This is a genomic window from Anditalea andensis (assembly GCF_000714815.1).
Lineage (GTDB): Bacteria > Bacteroidota > Bacteroidia > Cytophagales > Cyclobacteriaceae > Anditalea > Anditalea andensis.
Window position 1 is genome coordinate 21,295 of the sequence record NZ_JMIH01000026.1, and the last position, 19,232, is coordinate 40,526.

Below are 19,232 nucleotides of genomic sequence, written 5' to 3' on the forward strand. Positions count from 1 at the left end.
TTTAATTTCATAAGTTGTAATGTTTCTTCCCATTTAAGTTTCATTTTAAGGAATTAATTAGCCTTTCTATATTTTTATATAAAGTATTTTTTTGTCATTGTTGTGTATTAGAATTTACTGGTTTTGTACTATCTACGTCAAAATCTTCTTCTGTCAATTCAGAATGAAGTCTTTTGTTTTGTAGCAAGGTTAAGATGTCATCCAGTGTCTCGTCCGTAATTACAATTTGTTCCTCTTCAAACTGAATGTTCCATCGCTTTGTAATGCTCAATTGATGCAGTCTTTGTAAATAAGTTGAATTTCTGTAATGTCCTAAGTTTCTAATAGTGGCAATCTTTCTCAAATACCTCTGGTTATTCCCAACCCTTTCCGTAAGGATCTCCATGTTTATGAAAATATTTAACTCCGTAACTTCTTGGAACATTTCTATAGCATTGTTTATCATACCATCACGGAAGTTTAAACCCCTTTCAAAGTCCTTTTTTGAAAGAATGAAAAGGTATTCATTGAAATAGTATAAATCAACTTTGCTTGAAATACTAAATACATTTTCTTGCTCTAAATCTTCAAAACGATTCTCAGTGAAAAGTAAAGGAATTAATCCCTTGTTTCGCTTCATTCTCCAGTTCTCTGGCAGAGTTTTAAAACCGACCACTTGAATTCCTTCTGCATTTCGTAGAATTATCATGTAGGCTTTGGATTTAACAAGCTCCTCTACGTTTTCGATTATGTCCTCTTCTGGGTTGAGTTCTTCTAATTGTTTGAAAATTTGATAAAAATCGGTTGCTTCATAATCTATAGCTCTAACCAAGTCTTCTTCTGGTTCAGGACAATCATAGGCGTATTCCTCGACTGTATTAGAATTTTTAATAGGGTTTACAATAATAGTCCTTAGCCTGTTTTCCAGACGTTGATCTATCGGAACATATTTAACCTTATATTGAGATATTCTATCACGTTTGTATTCTTTGACGACTGCTAAAGTCACATTAGTGCCTCTCAAATCCAGGGCTTTTAATTGTCTTAATGTTTGTCTTTGTCTATTGGGCATCTGTAGTCTCTTTTTCAGTTACAAAGTATAGGAAGCGAGTTAGGCTTCTTATGTAAAACCTTTCACCAGTCTTCATTTCATATTTACTAATTACGATTGTAGATGAAGGTTTACCGTCAAACTCATATTCCAAATCGTAAAGATTATATCCAGCCAAAAGCAAAATGGGATTCATAAAAACTGATTTGCTTTTTATGGTGAGTAAAAGAAGTAAAAACAGGAATATTGAAAGTGAAATTATATCCTCAACTTTGGCAAGATTAAATCCGAAAAATGAAACAATGTAAGGAATTGTGTAATTAATTAAATCGACTGAGCGGTTTTTTACAGCCTTCACCGTGACAGGCATATTACCTCTCTTGATAGTGTTGATTGTTACAAAAAGTAAAATCACACTTAAAACCGATAGCCCAAGCAAAATCGAAATACCTAAGGGGTGATTGAATTTATAATTGATATAAAAATCAAAATCCTTCACCGCCAAAATCAAAAATAGGGGCGAATACGCACTTATAAATAATAGAATTGCTGTTAATAACTTTGGCTTCATTACTTGTTATTATTATCGTCTAAAACACCACATATTTTTCTGTCAGACTATCAGAAGTAAAATCAACTTCTCAAATATAGGTTCTCTTTAAGTATCTTTCTTTTCATTAAAAGTAAAAATTTAGAGTAATTACTTGTTATTTAAGACAGTACCTCGACTGCCGGTTCGTTGTTCTTTTTCAGATGTCATAATTTCCTTAGTTCTTTGGGCAGAAACGCATCAATTTCTTTGTCAGAAAAAGTTAGTTCTTCATTTTCTTTTAATGATTTACTTGCTTGTTTGTATGCTCTATAATTTGTCCGTGGTGAACCGCTGTATATATTATGAAGTCTTTTTTGAAGGGTATCACGTTGAATTATTACTTGGTTTACAGATAGTTGATTAGCTTTAATGTCAGTTAAAAGAGATAAATAAGTCTCTCTAATATCCCATAGTTCGTTTGCTGCGTTTGTGTGCTTTTGTGATATTTCTCCTAAATCATAGTCTTTCATATATGTATTAAGACCAAATAGAATAGTTGATAAAATTACACCTACCATTAATGCCCATTCGTGGTCTCCAAAAAGTTTAATGAGTAAGCTTGTAGTTACAATTGCAGATATTATAATTAAAAATAATTTCAGTTTCTTATGAAGTGTAAGTATAATGTCGGCACATTTTTCCTGTGTCTTATGGGAATAGACAACACGACCAAAGCACTCTCTTATTTGTGCTTCAAGTATTTCTAGTTGTGCTAATTTTTCAGCTTGGGAATTTTGTTCCATATATTTCTCTCCATTTAGATTTCGCGGTAATTGGATAATATTTTTCTTTGGCAATAGCTTCTAATGCTATATTGTAACATTGCTTGGCTTTATATTCAAATTTACCTTTTCTCCAAACATATTGTCTTGCACCTGGACTTCGCCAATAATTTTGGTCGAGGTTCTGCTCAGATAAAAACTTAAAAAAGTCACGACTTATAAAATCGTAATACAGGTATGACTTGTCTTTATAAGAGCAATCAGTCATAAAGCTGTATGCCAATGTGTCGATTAACAACCCACCCATTGGAACATCCCATTTATATTTCCAAGCCCTTGCCATTCTACATAATCTCTTAAGATTTCTATTCCAAAGCTTGTTTTTTGTAGTCATTTCAGCAATTTCAGGTTTTGGGTTTGTAGTTTTCCAACTTCCACCATTATTAGTATCAGCGAATGTAAAAGAACCATCTGTGTTTACAAATGCAGGAACTATCTCAAAAATAACTCCGTCAGTAAATGAGATGATAATTACCTGTCCGTCAGCTTTCATTATTGATTTGTAAGTTTTTTCTATTGATGTCTTCACAGCTTGAAGCAATGAAGATTGCCCATTTCCAAAGTAAGCGTTGTATTTAACGTATTCAGAATATGGTAATTGAAAAACCATATCAATATCACTCACTAAAATATCTGTCCCACGACCATAAGACCCTGCATAAAAACTATGATAAGTATCTGACTCTGAATTATAGAAATCTTTATTAAGTTGCTTAGTTATCCTTTTGTATCTATAAGTAATGTCAGCAACTGTTTGTGTCGACATTCTTAAATTATGATTAAAGGTTTCAAACCAATTGGATACACTCATATTTGTTTATTGTTTTTCTGTTTAGGTGTGGTCACTTAAATTACCGACATTTTTTTTATACCCCTGATTTGATCAGGCTTAGCACCTACATTTGGTATGATAAGCTTGATAAATGGAATTTTTATTAGGGTTTAATGGTGCTACTATTTTATTTATTAATCAATCTAGAATTGTTTAATGGCATATATTCTAGGTGATAATTATTAGATAGATATTCACCACACACCAAAATTTGGATATTAATATAAAATATCTCAGCTATATCCATTCTATCCCTTTCCCAATAAAACCATTTTCCCACCCCTAAACAATACCCTATTCTAGGTATATTTTCTACAATGTTATGTAATACAAATAACATTAGTTAAAGATCGCTTTCTATAGATCGTAATAGAAGAGTAATAGCAATTATTTTCGAACACCGTAAAAATTATTTCAATTTACCCTTATTACTAAAACAAAAGCCCCCGATTCCTCGGAGGCTTAATTTATATAGGTGATAAACAATTTTCAACTCATACCTAAATTTAATAGGTATCTGTCAAAAAATGAATACTTAAAGCTGGTATATTTCAAGGAAGAGGAGAGTAGACCAAACCTTCCAATATTTAGGATATAAAGAACAGGTTAATAACCTTCTCGTAAAATGACCCAATGACCTCTGGAAACAAATCCTGATTTATTGGTTACCGGAATGGTTGGCCCAGTATCACCGTAAAGAGTGGCTCGGTGACTTCCGATTTAGACATTTTATCAAAAGACATAAGGATTTTTCCATTGTCTACGTTCATTATCAAAATCATAACTCCATGTTCTAATTGAATCTAAACCAAATTTCTTACCGTTAGTTTTCATTAATAGAACCTCTACATTAATTTCTTTGCCAATCTTTATCATAGTTTCAATTAGCTCATTGCTTGCTTTGCAACCTAAAAATATTGTCTTAGCAAACGGAAATGGAATTTTATTGTTATAATAATTGCTTACTTTCTCATCTATTATTATTCTCCATTCTTTTTCATAACTCCAATTTGATGATTTTACAATAATTGTTTTATATATCAATTCGTCGATATTGCTATTATAATTTACTCGTCCTTTATCATCAAATTCAATCTGATTTAATTTAGTAACTGGAATATTTACTCTATTTGATGTGTACTCAACAGGAAATAATCCAGCCTTAATAATTGCAATGTTTCTTTCATCTAAATATTTTTCTTTGTCATTGTAAAAATCATAGTCTTTCAATGTAAAGTCTATCTCATTTTTAAGAGGCTCTAAATCATATTCCACGCAAAAGCCTTTATGATTATCGGCATAATGAGACCACATCAATATTTGATTGTGAAATTCCTCATATTTGTTTAACTCTGAAAAACATGCAACACGGATATTTATATTCTTTAATTTTTGTATTTTTAAATCAATTTGTGCCAATTGGTCACGCAAGTATGTATCAACTTTATCTCTGAATTCTTTAGATTTTGATTCAAATAATTTCCTTTTCACATCATAATAACTCTCATACTTTGTTGTCCAATAGTTTGTTTCTCCTAAGTAACACCTTTGAACCCTTTGTTTATCCTCTAGTGAAAATCCATTTCTTATATCTTTATCTACACAACCAGAATCTTCAATAAATTTCAAGAACCGATTCTTTTCATACTTTTCACTATCGTAACCAATATTGCAATCAAATGGATCATTAAAAAATGTAGGATGTGATAGCCAAAGTTTTTGATTTTGAAAATCTAAAATATTGTCAGATGTAGGAGAATAATATTTAAAAAGATATTTCGGCAAGTATTCATTTTTCTTTTCAATTAGATGCAGATTCTTAAGTACAATCTTTGCATAGTACTTTTTTTTATTTGAACTAGAATCGAAAACTTCTTTAATGTATTTTCGTTGCCATATCTTCTTTTTCTTAACCATTCTATTTAAATTATCATTAGCCTCTTCTTCTTTTTTTGCTGCAATTGCATACGTAAAGTGTTTCAAACGCAATCTAGCCAAAAAAATAACTATTGTAAAAAATAACTATTGTAATTGACATTTCAAGATTGCGTTTAAAACATAGTTGGACTAAGCCGGGCCAAGTCTATGGGTATTTAATATTCCATCCTGAGTAATTTTCAGGTTTCTCTTTATAGATAGTAGTTTTCAGGGTCATTTTTAATTTTGTGGTTATATCTTCTTATTGGAATGGACACACCTTTCCCCTTAACATTTTGCCTGCTTAATTTTTCCTTTCACCATTTCTGTATATTCCGATCCATCAATATCCTCCGGAATGTCCGTTGTTTAAAACGGCACGTATAGCCACATTCTCTACTGAAAAACATTCCAGTTAAGAGGGGTCAGCATGCTCCAGAATATCCAACTGAACCCGCTGCTCTTTTTTATGTAGTGTTATCGGCAGTTATTCATTATATTGTTATTGGAAAATTTTGAATTACCTTTTTGAATTCTTCTACATAGGTTGGCTGTAAAAGTTTACTATCTTGAAATTGAGAATAATCCAATGGATTAACGTTGGTAAAAACTGAATATTTATCTGCTGAATATTCTTCTCTTTTTAAAGTAGAAGTTAAGATAACTTGCTTGTTAAGTTTAACAAATTCTTCTATCATCTTTTCTTCCTTTGTTGTCGATAGCTCACCTTCTCTAAAAGAGTCAATTATAATTGGAAAGTTATGTTTAAGAATATTATTAAGTGCCACAATTTTACAGAAGTAAAATTCCTGTTCTTCACTTCCAGAAAATGTTTCATTGGATTTAGTAAATAAACCTTTAATTGTCATTGTACCATTTGAGTCAACGGCTTTATATAAACGAGCTAATTCTGCAACAATTCCTTCTTCAAATTCGCTTTGTTTTTCTTTATTCAACTCAATTCCGTTATTGATAAGATTAATTTTATTATTGACTTCGTTTAGTTCATTTATAAGCCTACTAACGCTATCATCAATAGCTGTTGAATTTCTTATCTCGGATTCAAATAACACATAATTACTAAAGTCAGGGATAGGTGTTTCTAACACCTTATTTATTTCTGTTTGTTCTTTTGAGATAAGGTTGTTATACTCCTCGATAATCTCATCCTTAAGTTTAATATTTTCTTTAATTGAAGAAATAATATTGTCCCTAATAAATTTATTACTAACGTCAAATTCAAAATCCTCGTTAGAAAAAACAATATTAGAACTTTTACAATTTGCACATTTTACCTTTCCTTCTTTCAAGTTTCTATTCAAAGAATTTAACTCTCTTAGTAAATAAAATAATTTTGTTCTCCTATTTTCTTCTCTATTTCTTTGCTTTTTAAACTCACTAATAGAATTATGCAAATCCTTTAGTTTAATTTTAGTTTTCTCAAAGTCTTCGTTATTGGCTAAATTGCTGACATATGTAGCAATTTGAGGGTTCTTTTTAAGTATTTGAATTTTCTTTCGTTCTATTTTTATTTTTTCTTCAAGTTCTACTTTCTTTTTTTTCAGTTCTTCAACATCTAAACCTTCATCAAACTGGATAGATGAGATACCTTGCAAAGAAAATAGCATATTCAAGAAGTCAACTTTATTATGATTCGCTTTCACAATAATGTTTGATGTATTCCTTTTATCCTGACCCAAAAAGAATAATTCGTAAAAAAGGCTTAAATCAGATATTTTTAGTTGGCCATCTTTCGGAATTTTGGGAATTTCAATAAGTTCTTTTGAAATAAAGTATTTGAATTCTGAGATACTATTGAAAATATAGGTTTGATTATTCCCTAATATTAACAACGAGTTCCTATGCCTTAAAAATTCGTAATCTATCTCATTAAATGATATTTTACTATAGAAATAATAGTTTTTGGGTTCAAAACCTACAGGCCATATAGAGTCATAACCTATGGAAAAAACAATACTTTGCATAAGTATTGTTTTTCCTTTATTGTTGTCATCACTAAAAATTATATTTGTTCTATTCTGAAGTCTATCTTCAATGAAAGCCTCATACTGATTTCCTATTGCAACTTTTTTAATAATCATTTGGAACCTTCTATTATTAATGCAATTAAATATTTTATTGTGACCTCGTTGAGATAGCTGTATTTGATAGAGTAGGAACCGAATTTGGTTTTATAAACGTTTTCGACATTAGTCTCAAAGTTAGTTTCAAAATGAACAAGAATTGTTTCACAAATTTTCCAAAATTCCTTATTGCTAGCTTTGTTAAATAAACACCTAGACAAGTTAGAATTACATTCTTGAATTGAGTCTATCGCGTCTTCAATAGGAAGTGTATTTGTAAAAACTGAAAAGTATATCGGAATACTTTTATGGGAAAAAATTTCAACACCTATTATCCTGCAAATAAGAAAAGTATCAATGTCAAGAATTTTTAAGTGTCTATTATAACTAATAACATCTAAAATATTCGAGATCGTTTGATTTTCAATTAGTGAGTTTTTCTTTACTGATTGAATATCTCGTAGTTCTTTAAAAATATTAAGATAGAAGTCATCGGTTTTTAAAGCCTTATTTTTAAATTTAATTATAAGTTTTAGGTATTCTTGTTCTGTTGTTTCATCTTCAACAATTACAACTTTGCTTAGAAATGTATCAATTTCTGAAGAATAGTCAATTGAATCTCCTTTAACTCGTTTTACTTCTTCAACTAACCCAGCTTTTATCCTACCAAAAGTCTTAGCCTCAAAATTTGAGCAATGATATAACTTTAGTGAATTATCAGTTTTATACTCATCTTTTAATTCTTGACAAAAAAACATGTATTCTTTGAATCTAAACTTTGATAATGAATTGTCAAATAAAGTAAAAAAATATTTTCCAATTTTTTTTGGATTAAGGTTAGCTTCATTTTTCGATTGAATATCCCAAATATTATTGCCACTCTTATCAATTCCACTTACGTCATTAAAACAATCAAAAGTTATATATTCAATTTCTTTTTTGCAATCACTTTTTCCGATAAGATACAATAATGATTTAGTCTCAAATACTGATGCCTTTTCATTGTTAATTTCTGTATTCCTAAAAGTGTAGCTCATTTATTGAAGTGAGTTTTTATTAATTGCCGATAACGTACACCGGTTAGCCCCGGATATGGTCGGTGACTCCTTGTCTGTGGTTAACCGGATGATGAATGGAGTTGTCCTTTGGATGGAAGGCTCCCGGGTTTAAATAATTAAATTATGAATATCCTAGATATCAATTTCCATCCCTCCCCAATAAAACCATTTTCCCACCCTTAAACAATACCCTAATCTAGGTATATTTTCTATAATATTATGTAATACAAATAACCCTAGTTGAAGATCACTTTCTATAGATCGTAATAGGGGAGTAGGGGCGATTATTTTCAGAAACCCTAATAATATTTTTAAATACCCATTATATAATAGCAAAAAGCCCCCAATCCCTCAGTGGCTTTTTACTAACTAGGTGCTAAACAACTTTAAACTTCATACCTAAATGTAATACGTATCTATTTGAAAGGCAATAGCATAAATTTTTCATTTCCCGTGAAGGAAGGTGAGAGGAGATCAAATCGTACTTTGCTTGAGGTTATGAAGATTTGGCTAATAGATTTATATAAGCATGGTCCCATGACCTCCGGAATAATGTCTGATTTTTTACCTAATTATTTTATTAGGTTATGCCACTTAAAGTCCTATACATTAATCTTGATTTCCAGTTTAAATATGAGAAATGATGAGCCTTAGCCCCTCTTTTCGTTTAGATTCGCAGGATCCACCAAAAAAAATCAAAAAACCAGTCCTACAGTAGATGAATTTCTGTGCAACGAATCACCGCATTTAGCTATCACATATTTAAGAAAATTTAAAGAAATTACTTGCTATTTAAGACAGTACTTCAATCAGCGGCAGATTTACATTAATCCTTCCTCATTAAGATACACCTTTATTCGTTGAAATATTGGCTTAATTCTATAGGGAATATTAAAATCCGTTGTTGAAAAGTTTATGGATTCGTTTTCATTGTAATTAATATCAAAATTTATTAACCAGCCATCTACGTCAGGAATAGCTACCCAATCAGGGTCAAGTTGATTTATATTAGACCTTTTAAACAGACTGTCTATTTCCTTAACCAACTTATCATTCAACTTTCCTTTTTTTATTCCAAGCGTTTGGGTATTATACTTGCCATTAAAAACCTCTAAGCCATCGCTATCCAATACATAATCAAATTCCCAACATAAATCAAAACACCTGTGCGCTGAGATTGAGATTGTATTAAAATTAAGATCTTTATCGAATTCTAATTTTCTTGAATAATAATGATTTACATCTCCATTTTTTTTAATTATTAAACTGTCTTCGGTAAGATTAAGGATTGTGTATTCTGACTTTCCCTTTAATTCTTTTATTAACAACTTATCTTCACTGATTGAATATGGCCCCATTAAAAGACCCCACCGATCATCAATTTTATAGGCACTATCATTTTCAAATTTAAGACCCGACCAATCATATATAAACCCAATATCCTCAAATACTGGGATCCATTCTCCTTCTATTGATATTGGTAATCCATTTTCCTTTTTTTGGGAACAGTGGATGAAGATTATAAAAATCAATGCTAGGTATTTCATTGTTTTATTGGCCAAACGTAAAGTGTTTTAGAAGCAATCTAGAAAAAATAAAATAACTATTTTAATTAACATTTCAAGATTGCGGTTAAAACTTAGTCGGACTAAGCCGGGTCATGCCTATGGGTATTCATCTTTTTTGTTTAGGACAGTTTCGATTCTTTTTGGATGAAATAATGAATTTTGAACAAGTTACATTTATTTACATGGAATTTTGGTTTGGGAATGGTCATACCTATGCCTTTAACAGAACTTCTGCTTTATTTTTCTGACTACTTTTCAAAGAACTTCAATGCTGCTTTTTCAATTTAGGGACCGTTATCTTTGGCCTCGGGCAGGGCAAACACATCTTACCGGTTTTGCAGCAGGGGGACTTTAACATTTCGGTTCCGAATATATCTTCCATAACCTCGTAGGTGTTCAACCCCTGGTAAAATGACAACACCCTGGTCAATAGCAAAACAAGTTCACCGTAAATTATTATTTCTGTCTGTCTGCCTTATTAGTTTGCCTGATAAGCTAAAATTGCAAATCCAATTAGTCCTGCAAACCGTACAAACTGATAAAATCCGTAAGGCATATCCGCCAAACAGAGAAAGAATAAAATCGCTAAGATAATTTTTAAAGTTTTATCCATACTCAATAGTATTTTATGTAATACAATCCTGTTTCTGGTATGCCAAAACTCCAATACTTTCTACCGGCTGGACTTACTCCAAAACGAAAGCCCAAAACTCCAAAACTTGTTCCAACACCTTTTTTTGAAACAGTGGCTCTGAAAGGGCCAATATTCTTTGATTTTCTAAAACGCCAAGCCATTATACTTTTTCAAATTCTAAAATGCAATTGTTTAATTTATCTGTTAATTTCAATTTGTCTTTAGTTAATTCTGAAATTGAATAGTTGACTTTATTCCCAAGTAAATCTATTTCAACTTCATCTTTCAATGAATTATAGTTCCATTTCCCCTTGTTCATCTGGTCGTTTTCAAAATAAAGTAATTCATTATCTGTCAAAGAGCCATTTCTGAAAAAATATTCAATTTTATCAGGTGAGCCATTTTGTTTCCAAAATGATTCTTCAATTTTAGGTTGGTCGATAACAGTATTTGTGGGTATTGGGTTTGCTTGATTATACATTCCTTTTGCTTGAATCAATGCTTTTGCTTTTTCTTCCTGATACCAAGCATCAGCATAAATGTTTGCAAGGTCTCTTTGGTAATCCGCAAGTTTATTAAGAAGTTCTTTATTGTTACGAAGTTCTACTTCCAATTTATCTTTCTCCGCATCCAGTCTGATAGAACCATTTAGTTTTGCTGCATCATTTGCAAGACGCATATACTCATTTATTTCACGATTGAGCATATCAACCTTTTTACTTTCATCAATGTAAATTTGATATTCAATAGCATCAAGTTTTTCATCATAGGGACCCCGCTTTGTTAAAAGTTTAATAACGACAGGAGCAGTTTCTAGGACTATGAATAAAAGAGTTATTACCAAACTTGCCCACCAAATCGAATTTCCAAATGATGAGATACTACCTAATGCTTCAAGACGAGCAGGTAAATCAGAACTTCTTTTATTTGCATTTACCCAGTCAGACTTACGCTGTAAATAGGTTTTGTTCAAATTTTCAATTTGTTGAGTTATATTATTTTTTGCTGATTCATACTTTGTAGAAACAGAAATTGCCGATTGACTTAATTGGATTTCAGCGGTGCTTTGTTTTCCCTTCTGTTCCGATAATTCTGTATTTAGTTTCTGGATTTCTGCTACAAGAGCTTTGTTTTCATTGGATTTTGCGACTGCCGTTGCATTGGGTAACCAAACAGTATAGGGTATCTTTTCAGTTTCATTGGTTATTTGGTCAACCTTAGTTTTATATCTAGTTTCCTTGTATCTATTTGCATCAATTATCTTTGTGTTTGCCGTAATTGTCTGCTCTTTCGTTTTAATATCGTTTTCAAGTTTTGGAATTTTTATTTTTGCATCCTGATATATAGGGTTATTGGAGAAAATTGCAGATTTATCTTCTTCTTCTTGTTTATTGATGCCAGATAACTGATTGTTTAAATCTTCGATTCTTTTGGTTTCTTCAATATCAAAATTCGAATCTTCTGTTTTAACAGTGTTTTCAAGTTCTTTGTCAATTCTGTTTTGGAAAAGTCTTAATTCTATTGGTTTTGAAACAGTCAAAGCTATAATTAAGGCAATAATAAAACGTGGTGAAGCCATATAAACTTGATTCCAAAACAATCTGCTTCTTTCCGATATAAGTTCGTTTTTCTTATTTGGATTGGTTTCTCTTTTTATGTCTGTTTGAGTTGGTATTTTCTCTTTCCGAAGACTTAAAACAATATATCTATCAAGGTTAAATATTACTATCGCCCAAAACACACCAAAAAGTATAGATACAATTGCGTTCTCAAAAACAAAATGCATAGCATACGCACCACTTAACAAAGCGAGGCAAGCCGTTAAAAAAATGGTAGCACCAATTCCAGCAAATTTGTTCCATTCTGTAGGACAATCGATTATTATTTCTTTGTCTGCTCCAGAACATAGTATAAAGAAGTTCTGCAAACCGCTTGGCTTTCTCATATTATTATGTTGATATTTTTCTCCTAATGCTTTCATATATACTCGAAAGATTTAATTCATTTTTGGGTTTATGCTGTGGTTTCAATGTTCTCAATTCATTACTTTTTTCCGTAAAAATTGGTCTAGGACTTATTAATGATTCAAAATTGATTGAAACGTCAATTTTTGGCGAACTGATTTGTATAGGATTCAAATTAACTCTGCTCGTAAATTCGGGCATTGGTATTTTTAGACATTCTAAAACGGGGGTAGGAAATAGCTTAATATCTACATCTGCCTCTACTTCACCAAAATATCCTGTTGCTTTTAATGTGTATATAACATCTTTAACAGGGATTACTTTAATTTCAGTTTTACCTGTAACATCACCAACTTGATTGTCAATAATTATTGTATGGGCATTTTCGACTTTCCATTTCAATGTAACTGGAGCTCCATTTATTACCGCTGCTCTATCAGAAACGAAACTTTTAATAGTTGGCGGAAGCATTACACCTCCTAAAACATTAATCCATTGTCTATAACTTAATCGCATACTGCGATTATTATAGCCGTTGTTTATTGTGTCTTTAAATGCTTTGAATAATGCAGGATTAATTTGAGTATTCAGTTTGTCAATATACCAATCATAAGTTCCAGTATGTTCTGTTCTGAAATTCGGATTGTTTTTGTCAATATCAGACCACTTATGTTTCTTAAAATAATCAACCATTTCTTTTTCGCCTCTCACTTTTAAAAAGAAAAGAGGGTGGAAAGGGAAAAGCATAAAATGAATAGCAATAGCAACCGCCCAAGTGTCGGTATTTAAATCTACTTTAATAACAGGAGAATTACTGTTAAGTAATTGTTTCTGTATTTCGGGGGCAAGCCATTCGCCTGGCTTTCCGTAAGTTTCAGGATTGTCATTAATTGCTCCGCCCTCATAGTCAATTAAGCAAAGCTTTCCGTCCTTTTCGTTTACAAAAAAGTTTTTAGGATTTAGGTCTGCATAAATGAATTTCATTTGTTCCAAATGAGAAAATGCCTCAACTAAATCGTAAGCCATTTTTACCCTATGGTCAACTGGCATATTGTAAAAGTTGTTCCTTAGCTGTTTCCTTTTGTCTAAATCTTCTTCATTAAAGATTTGTCCGAATAACATCCAGTCCTCTTGTAAAAGGAGATTAGCAGAATAGCCTAAAACCTTTTTACCGTTCAACACTCCTTCATAACTGAATTGTGGCAATGCACCCAGAGCATTTACTTGTTGAATTGATTTTTCATTTTTTTGTTTTAAATAGTTGTTATGGCTGATAATCTGTTCTTGAAGTTTAACAATGGTGTCGTAACCTCTTTTTGCACTTCCTGAACCGTCATCAATAAAAATTTTTAAAACCTGCTTTGTTGGAATACTTGTTCCATTTAATGAATTGCAAAAATAGACTTCGCCAAAAGCTCCGCTATCAAATGGAATATCATCAATCTCAATTAATTTAACGGAATTAAATTCAGGATTTAATTCTGATGTTTTAGATTGTATTACCTGAATTACTTTCATCTTTTCTAAGCCAATTAATTTGGTTTTGATAATTCAATGCTTCCTTTGTTGCCAAGATGCCAATTGTTGCATCATCGTCAAAAACTGGTTTTAGTTCTTCCAAATACAGATTTATTATTTGCTCAATGCTTTCATTGTTGTATAGCTTATTGTTTTTGAAAAAATGTTTCAGGTATTCAAAGAATTTCAACATTGTTGGTTCGTAACGTACCCAAATTCCTTTATCATTTTTTCCTGCTTTAAGTTGGTCGGCAGAATAAATCCCGTCTGTACAAATCATAAAAATGTCACCTACGCTTTTATCTTTTGCTATTTCAAAAATTGTAGGAACGCATTCGGAAAAATCATTACTATTAGAAATTAGACGATATAGTGCCTCTTTCCCATTTTCGGGTATTGTATGCGGATTTAGATAGTTCAAAGCATTCCACGGAAACAAATATGCTTCTGGAAATTCGTTGAAATTTCCACGAATGTGCCAAATAGCTCCATTCCCAACATAAGCGACTACTATTTTTTCGTCTGTTTCAAATACAGTTATTGCAGTTGTTCCGAATAAGTTTTTCTCGTTTTTATCATCTTCGTTTAAGTTTTCGTTTGCAAAATCAATTAGTTTTTCTTTTGCTTGTTTAAACGCTTCAATAAACTTGGGTTTGGGATTTTTTCCTGCGCTGTCTTTTAAATCACTTGCTAGTGTTTTGAAAAAATCAATAACCCTTTCAGAAGATTGTTTTGCATATTTGAAAGAGCCTAAGCCGTCTGCAATAAACATTGCATTAAAGTTTTCGGACTCAAATTCTCCTTTAGAATCCTGATTTTCAGACTTATTTGTGGTAGTCGCTGTGGCAATTACTGAATTTTGATATAACTCATCTTTATCCTTCATTACCAAATTTTCGTTTTGCGGACATAGAAGAAATAAAAAACTGTCTGAGGTCTGTTTCTTTGTATGTCGTTTTGTAAAGATTTGCTGCACTTGCAATATATGCAAGAACTGTTTTTGCCTCGCTTGTTTCTTTTTCACCTGCTTTTGCTGGTTGTGTGAACAAAGAACTGCATATCATTATTTTGTCATTTTGTTTTAGGTTCGTAGCAACTTCTTTTGTTACATCAGGGGCTTGGCAAAGTCCGTCAGACATTATAATTATTCTCACATCGTGTGGAACGCTTGAAGCCTCTGGACTCTTAAGAAATTGACTTGCCAACTTCTCTGCTTCTGCTAATGCTCCACCAATAAAAGTTCCACCTCCGTGTCCATTCATAGGGTTGTAGTCGCCAAAATCATCGACTTTTGGCAGTTCTGTAATTGGCGTATGCACCTTTGCATTGTTGTCAAAAGTTATTACAGCGAAGGAAAAGTTGTTTGATATAGAACTATTTTTAAAATAGCCTAGAAATTCTCTGACCGCTCTGTTTACACTGTCAGCCAAAGAAATGTTACCGTCTCCAATTGCTTGCATAGAGCCGCTCCCATCAAGAACTAAAATTCCAAGTTGATGGAAAGTTCTGCTTTCGGTTACTTCACCAATGTCTTCGATTTGTGTCATATTTATTGATTTATAAGTGAATTTACTGTTTTATGTGCGTTGGCAAAAAATAAAAATACAGAAGTGTTGGCTTTTGGGTCGGCTGTCTGAATGTTCACTTTTTCTGTCATTATTTTCTGTTTCATTCTGTCGTTCATTTTTACTCGGTTCATTCTTTAGGCTTGCAGGTAATTTGTTTATACCCCTGACTTTTTCAGGCCAATGCACCCAAATTTCGGGGCATAAGTCTGAGAAATGGGGGGAATCTATCAGGGTTTAATGATGCTAATATTTAATTCATTAGACAATCTAGGATTGTTTAATGGCAATAAAACTATATTATAATTACTGGATAGATCTCAACCAGAAATCAAAATTTGGATAACTACAAAAAATATTTTTTAGCAATATCCATTTCCATCTTCCCCCAATTAAACCATTTTCCAACCTTCAAACAATACCCTATTCTAGGTATATTTCCTATGATATTATGTAATACAATTAAAGCTAGTTGAAGATCACTTTCTTTAGAGTGTAATAGGGAAGTAGGAGTAATTTTTTTTAGAAACCGTAAAAAATATTTCTAAATACCCTTATGAATAAAAAAAAAGCCCCCAATCCCTCAGAGGCTTTTTACTAACCGGGTGCTAAACAATTTTCAAATTCATACCTAAATATAATGCGTATCTAACTAAATGTCAATAGGTGTAAGTTTGCATTTCCCATGAAGGAAGGGGAGAGGAGATTAAATCGTTTTGCTTGAGGTTATGAAGAATAGGCTAATAATCTTCTCGCAAAATGACCCAATGACCTCCGGTAACAAACCCTGATTTATTAATTTCCAGAATGGTTGGATCAGCATCCCGGTAAAGAGTGGCCCGGTCACTTCTGTTTAAGACATCGATAATGATCAGCCTAAGCCCCTCTTTTCGCTTGGATCCGCAGGATCCACCAAAAAAATCAAAAACCAGTCCTACAGTAAATAAACTTCCGTGCAACGAATCGCTAATTTTCACTATCACAAATTTAAGATAAAGATAGAGAAATTAATTGCTATTTAAGACAGTACCTCGACTGTATACCTGTGCTTTCTTTTCGTCCGTGCGTGGGAGCAGCCATACTATTTAGCAAGTTTTGGTTTGCTGGTAGGTGTTGAGCGACTTGCCAATGTGTATGGATGCGAAAGGTTGGTATTCTAATTCGCACTTAATTTTTTATTCAATAACCATAGAACAGTATTACAATAGGGATAAAATTTACCATCAGAGCCTTTTTCCCTGTATTGGATAATTAATTTTTGAATGTCTGCCTTTTTAAAACCTTTCTTTTTCAAAGCAATTAATGCTCCATGTAGTGCTGCACTCCTGTTTGAAACAAGAACTGAATTGTTGAGGTTGAGAGTTTCTTCTATATCTGTTTTGTATCGGTCAGGATAAGTTAATAGACCTTTGGAACTATAGCCAATAATTCTTTCACAATTATTCTTTGGGTCAGCAGGGTGAATGCTCAATTCAGTGTTTTCCTTTTTGGTATCACAATGTTTATCCGTACAAAAATCACCTTTGCAAGCTGCAAATAGATTGGTGTATTCCATTTTTAAAGCAGGGTAAATACTTCTTGGCTTATAGTGCTCTACCTTCATGTTATCTTCTTTGATTCCGTTCATACAATAGCAGCATAAATATCCTTGTTCATTTAACAGTGCTTCCTTCAATGCTGGGATTGCGTCAAAATCAACCCCTTGCGTTTCTTTATAAGCTTTCCATTCCGGTGGCTCATTTCCTTTGACAATAAACTTCATCACTCATTCACCTTTTAAAAAAGCCAACATTGTTTCTGCACGGGTCAATTCTGGATCATCTGTATGCTTTTGCTTTAACTCTTCCAGTACTTTAATGGCTTTTTCGAACTGCTCACTATCTATGAGTTCAAATAATGCATCAATTTCTTCCTGTACTTCTGGAACTCTCTCATTGCCTCCCATAATGGCAGAAAGATTAAATCCATACTCACGACCGTAGTATCCTTTGTCTATTGGAACTGCATGTCCTTCGCTCATTTTGAATAAGTCTCCACTTGAAAGATTGGATAGCATTATTGTTGAATGAGATGCTATAATAAATTGGGGAGGTGGAACCGATAAAGCTTTGTACAAATCAATTACCTCATAAATTCCTTTCAGAAAACTACTTTGCCACTGTGGATGCAGATAAGTATCTGGTTCATCAAGAAGTAAAAGAGAGTTTTCGTCTACAAGGAGTTCATTGATAGCTTTAATGGTAATAAGTTGTTGCTGGCCCTCGCTTAAATCATGGTGGGAAATTGCAATTTCTGGCAAATCCATGAAGATTTGTATTCCTCCAAGCATTTCTGATGCATTAAGCATATGAAGCAGGTAAAACAACTTTTTTTCTTCTCCATAAAATTCTCTTAATGCGTACCAGTCATGGATATGGAAATTGAATAAAATTTGATCTTCATCCATGTAGTTTGCGGTCTCATTGTATGCAAATCTTCTCACTACATCAAGAAAGCCTCTCAGAAGTCCTTTAGCTCCCCAAAATTCATCCCCACCAACCCCTGATTTCCATTGTCTCTTTTTGACAAACAAGGCTAGCGGGTTTTTATCAGGCTTAGTGATTTTGAGATCTTCAGCAAAAAAACGATCTACACGGTCATTGAACTCAAATGCATAAAGCGAAGCCAGTAAGATTTCGAAATGATGCTTTTCGATGTACATCAACGGTAAAGCTCCAATTCTTGAATATAAATCCTCAGAAGAGGTAGTAATATCTGAATCGGATTTTGCTTCAAGTAGTCTTTCTTTATAAATCTTTTCGTGTTCGCTGCAGATAAATTCCATTGATTCAAACCATCCTGCATAGTAAATTACCAAGTTTGATGGTAACAGCTTTTCTATCGTATGTCTTTTAATGAGATCATCAATACTATAGGCGTTATTATCTGTATCGATAGACCAGAATTTTTTGTTTTTTCTATCGCCTTTTAAGGTAACACCAATGTAGTCGGTAGCTGTTTCACTGAAAGTGCTGGATTCTGATAGTACTTTTTCAATTCTAAGTTCATAGGTGATTTCAAAATCAAATGGTGTGTTTTCCTGTTTTTCCTCAACATAAGTGAGGTGAGCCGAGCGAAATATCCAAGCAATGGCTTCCAAGAGTGTAGATTTACCCGAACCATTCTTGCCTATAAAAAGTGAAACAGGCTCATTAAACTTAATAATAAAGTCCTTTAATGATTTAAATTCCTTGATATGTAAGTGATGTATTCTCATAACTGTCCATTCATGATTAGTTTGATTAATTCCAGAATTTCACTTGCTGAAATCAGATGGAGCTGATCTTGATTCTTTTGCCATGAATGGTGATTGGTTGTCCAGATAATCTCATATTGGTGATTGCGGTATAGGTCTGCTACAGCATCCCTAGTCATACCAGAAGTACGGCAAGCACATATGATAATATCACAACGTACAGCTACAAAGTCGGCCAAACTTCTGGGCTGACGACTATTAGGATCACCTTGGCTTTCAATTCCTATTTTGACTCCATTAATTTCAATGATGTAGGTAATGTCTCCACCATCATTAATAATTTGGAGCAAATGATTAGGGAAGGCATTCATTAGCTGGTTAGCTACCTCTCTTATCGTTGCGGATTTACCCCGTCCTGCTTGTCCGTATATGGCAATTACTGATTTATTCATG

At 32.6% G+C, this 19,232-nt stretch carries 19 protein-coding genes; all 19 read right to left on the reverse strand.

All coding sequences use genetic code 11. From position 1 onward, the window contains the following. Positions 1-94: 94 nt before the first annotated feature. The 19 genes from EL17_RS19020 to EL17_RS19110 all read right to left on the reverse strand — a co-directional run bounded on the left by EL17_RS19020 (position 95) and on the right by EL17_RS19110 (position 19,231). Positions 95-1,051, reverse strand: a complete 957-nt coding sequence (locus EL17_RS19020; RefSeq protein WP_035077924.1) for a Kiwa anti-phage protein KwaB-like domain-containing protein — start codon at positions 1,049-1,051, stop codon at positions 95-97. Beyond that, positions 1,041-1,601 carry a hypothetical protein gene (locus EL17_RS19025; protein ID WP_035077926.1) on the reverse strand — a complete coding sequence of 187 codons (561 nt, stop codon included), beginning with the start codon at positions 1,599-1,601 and terminating at the stop codon, positions 1,041-1,043. The genes EL17_RS19020 and EL17_RS19025 overlap by 11 nt, the downstream gene beginning before the upstream one ends. A 185-nt stretch (positions 1,602-1,786) precedes the next feature. After that, complete coding sequence (locus EL17_RS19030; protein WP_035077929.1) at positions 1,787-2,365, reverse strand: SLATT domain-containing protein; 579 nt, start codon at positions 2,363-2,365, stop codon at positions 1,787-1,789. After that, positions 2,343-3,215 carry an SMODS domain-containing nucleotidyltransferase gene (locus EL17_RS19035; RefSeq protein ID WP_035077931.1) on the reverse strand — a complete coding sequence of 291 codons (873 nt, stop codon included), beginning with the start codon at positions 3,213-3,215 and terminating at the stop codon, positions 2,343-2,345. Before EL17_RS19035 ends, EL17_RS19030 begins: the two co-directional genes overlap by 23 nt. A gap of 753 nt (positions 3,216-3,968) precedes the next feature. After that, positions 3,969-5,234 (reverse strand): DUF2971 domain-containing protein, encoded by a 1,266-nt coding sequence (locus EL17_RS19045; protein WP_164675161.1) that lies wholly within the window; start codon positions 5,232-5,234, stop codon positions 3,969-3,971. Positions 5,235-5,647: 413 nt separating this feature from the next. Beyond that, on the reverse strand, positions 5,648-7,255 hold the full coding sequence (locus EL17_RS19050; RefSeq protein ID WP_035077942.1) for a hypothetical protein: 1,608 nt from the start codon (positions 7,253-7,255) through the stop codon (positions 5,648-5,650). Continuing rightward, positions 7,252-8,274: a hypothetical protein gene (locus EL17_RS19055; RefSeq protein ID WP_035077945.1), complete on the reverse strand. Its 1,023-nt coding sequence runs from the start codon at positions 8,272-8,274 to the stop codon at positions 7,252-7,254. Before EL17_RS19055 ends, EL17_RS19050 begins: the two co-directional genes overlap by 4 nt. Positions 8,275-9,116: 842 nt before the next feature. Next, on the reverse strand, positions 9,117-9,857 hold the full coding sequence (locus tag EL17_RS19060) for a DUF6438 domain-containing protein (protein WP_164675162.1): 741 nt from the start codon (positions 9,855-9,857) through the stop codon (positions 9,117-9,119). A 484-nt stretch (positions 9,858-10,341) separates the two neighbouring features. Further along, positions 10,342-10,476, reverse strand: coding sequence for a DUF6804 family protein (locus tag EL17_RS24215; RefSeq protein ID WP_262482693.1), 135 nt, complete (start codon positions 10,474-10,476; stop codon positions 10,342-10,344). Between the two features lie 2 nt (positions 10,477-10,478). Then, entirely contained in the window at positions 10,479-10,658 is a 180-nt protein-coding gene (locus tag EL17_RS24405) for a DUF4236 domain-containing protein (protein ID WP_035077950.1), read from the reverse strand. After that, positions 10,658-12,478 (reverse strand): DUF4407 domain-containing protein, encoded by a 1,821-nt coding sequence (locus EL17_RS19075; RefSeq protein ID WP_035077953.1) that lies wholly within the window; start codon positions 12,476-12,478, stop codon positions 10,658-10,660. Before EL17_RS19075 ends, EL17_RS24405 begins: the two co-directional genes overlap by 1 nt. After that, a complete protein-coding gene (locus tag EL17_RS19080; protein WP_035077956.1) occupies positions 12,447-13,979 on the reverse strand; it encodes a protein kinase domain-containing protein in 1,533 nt (510 codons plus the stop codon). The genes EL17_RS19075 and EL17_RS19080 overlap by 32 nt, the downstream gene beginning before the upstream one ends. Continuing rightward, positions 13,951-14,865 carry a protein phosphatase 2C domain-containing protein gene (locus EL17_RS19085; RefSeq protein WP_035077959.1) on the reverse strand — a complete coding sequence of 305 codons (915 nt, stop codon included), beginning with the start codon at positions 14,863-14,865 and terminating at the stop codon, positions 13,951-13,953. Before EL17_RS19085 ends, EL17_RS19080 begins: the two co-directional genes overlap by 29 nt. Further along, positions 14,855-15,526: a vWA domain-containing protein gene (locus EL17_RS19090; protein ID WP_035077977.1), complete on the reverse strand. Its 672-nt coding sequence runs from the start codon at positions 15,524-15,526 to the stop codon at positions 14,855-14,857. Before EL17_RS19090 ends, EL17_RS19085 begins: the two co-directional genes overlap by 11 nt. Positions 15,527-15,528: 2 nt before the next feature. After that, positions 15,529-15,651: a hypothetical protein gene (locus EL17_RS24220; RefSeq protein ID WP_262482694.1), complete on the reverse strand. Its 123-nt coding sequence runs from the start codon at positions 15,649-15,651 to the stop codon at positions 15,529-15,531. Positions 15,652-16,284: 633 nt separating this feature from the next. Beyond that, positions 16,285-16,521 carry a hypothetical protein gene (locus tag EL17_RS19095; RefSeq protein ID WP_164675163.1) on the reverse strand — a complete coding sequence of 79 codons (237 nt, stop codon included), beginning with the start codon at positions 16,519-16,521 and terminating at the stop codon, positions 16,285-16,287. A 179-nt stretch (positions 16,522-16,700) separates the two neighbouring features. After that, on the reverse strand, positions 16,701-17,306 hold the full coding sequence (locus EL17_RS19100; RefSeq protein WP_035077986.1) for a retron system putative HNH endonuclease: 606 nt from the start codon (positions 17,304-17,306) through the stop codon (positions 16,701-16,703). Positions 17,307-17,309: 3 nt separating this feature from the next. After that, entirely contained in the window at positions 17,310-18,800 is a 1,491-nt protein-coding gene (locus EL17_RS19105; RefSeq protein WP_035077989.1) for an AAA family ATPase, read from the reverse strand. Beyond that, positions 18,797-19,231 (reverse strand): hypothetical protein, encoded by a 435-nt coding sequence (locus tag EL17_RS19110; protein WP_035077992.1) that lies wholly within the window; start codon positions 19,229-19,231, stop codon positions 18,797-18,799. Before EL17_RS19110 ends, EL17_RS19105 begins: the two co-directional genes overlap by 4 nt. Position 19,232 lies beyond the last annotated feature (1 nt).

Bases quoted from the DNA above. Each gene is read 5' to 3' on its own strand.
- EL17_RS19105 (WP_035077989.1), bottom strand. From the start codon at position 18,800: ATGAGAATACATCACTTACATATCAAGGAATTTAAATCATTAAAGGAC.
- EL17_RS19025 (WP_035077926.1), bottom strand. From the start codon at position 1,601: ATGAAGCCAAAGTTATTAACAGCAATTCTATTATTTATAAGTGCGTAT.
- EL17_RS19110 (WP_035077992.1), bottom strand. From the start codon at position 19,231: ATGAATAAATCAGTAATTGCCATATACGGACAAGCAGGACGGGGTAAA.
- EL17_RS19035 (WP_035077931.1), bottom strand. From the start codon at position 3,215: ATGAGTGTATCCAATTGGTTTGAAACCTTTAATCATAATTTAAGAATG.
- EL17_RS24220 (WP_262482694.1), bottom strand. From the start codon at position 15,651: ATGAAACAGAAAATAATGACAGAAAAAGTGAACATTCAGACAGCCGAC.
- EL17_RS24215 (WP_262482693.1), bottom strand. From the start codon at position 10,476: ATGGATAAAACTTTAAAAATTATCTTAGCGATTTTATTCTTTCTCTGT.
- EL17_RS19075 (WP_035077953.1), bottom strand. From the start codon at position 12,478: ATGAAAGCATTAGGAGAAAAATATCAACATAATAATATGAGAAAGCCA.
- EL17_RS19020 (WP_035077924.1), bottom strand. From the start codon at position 1,051: ATGCCCAATAGACAAAGACAAACATTAAGACAATTAAAAGCCCTGGAT.
- EL17_RS19055 (WP_035077945.1), bottom strand. From the start codon at position 8,274: ATGAGCTACACTTTTAGGAATACAGAAATTAACAATGAAAAGGCATCA.
- EL17_RS19030 (WP_035077929.1), bottom strand. From the start codon at position 2,365: ATGGAACAAAATTCCCAAGCTGAAAAATTAGCACAACTAGAAATACTT.
- EL17_RS19050 (WP_035077942.1), bottom strand. From the start codon at position 7,255: ATGATTATTAAAAAAGTTGCAATAGGAAATCAGTATGAGGCTTTCATT.
- EL17_RS19085 (WP_035077959.1), bottom strand. From the start codon at position 14,865: ATGAAGGATAAAGATGAGTTATATCAAAATTCAGTAATTGCCACAGCG.
- EL17_RS24405 (WP_035077950.1), bottom strand. From the start codon at position 10,658: ATGGCTTGGCGTTTTAGAAAATCAAAGAATATTGGCCCTTTCAGAGCC.
- EL17_RS19080 (WP_035077956.1), bottom strand. From the start codon at position 13,979: ATGAAAGTAATTCAGGTAATACAATCTAAAACATCAGAATTAAATCCT.
- EL17_RS19090 (WP_035077977.1), bottom strand. From the start codon at position 15,526: ATGACACAAATCGAAGACATTGGTGAAGTAACCGAAAGCAGAACTTTC.
- EL17_RS19100 (WP_035077986.1), bottom strand. From the start codon at position 17,306: ATGAAGTTTATTGTCAAAGGAAATGAGCCACCGGAATGGAAAGCTTAT.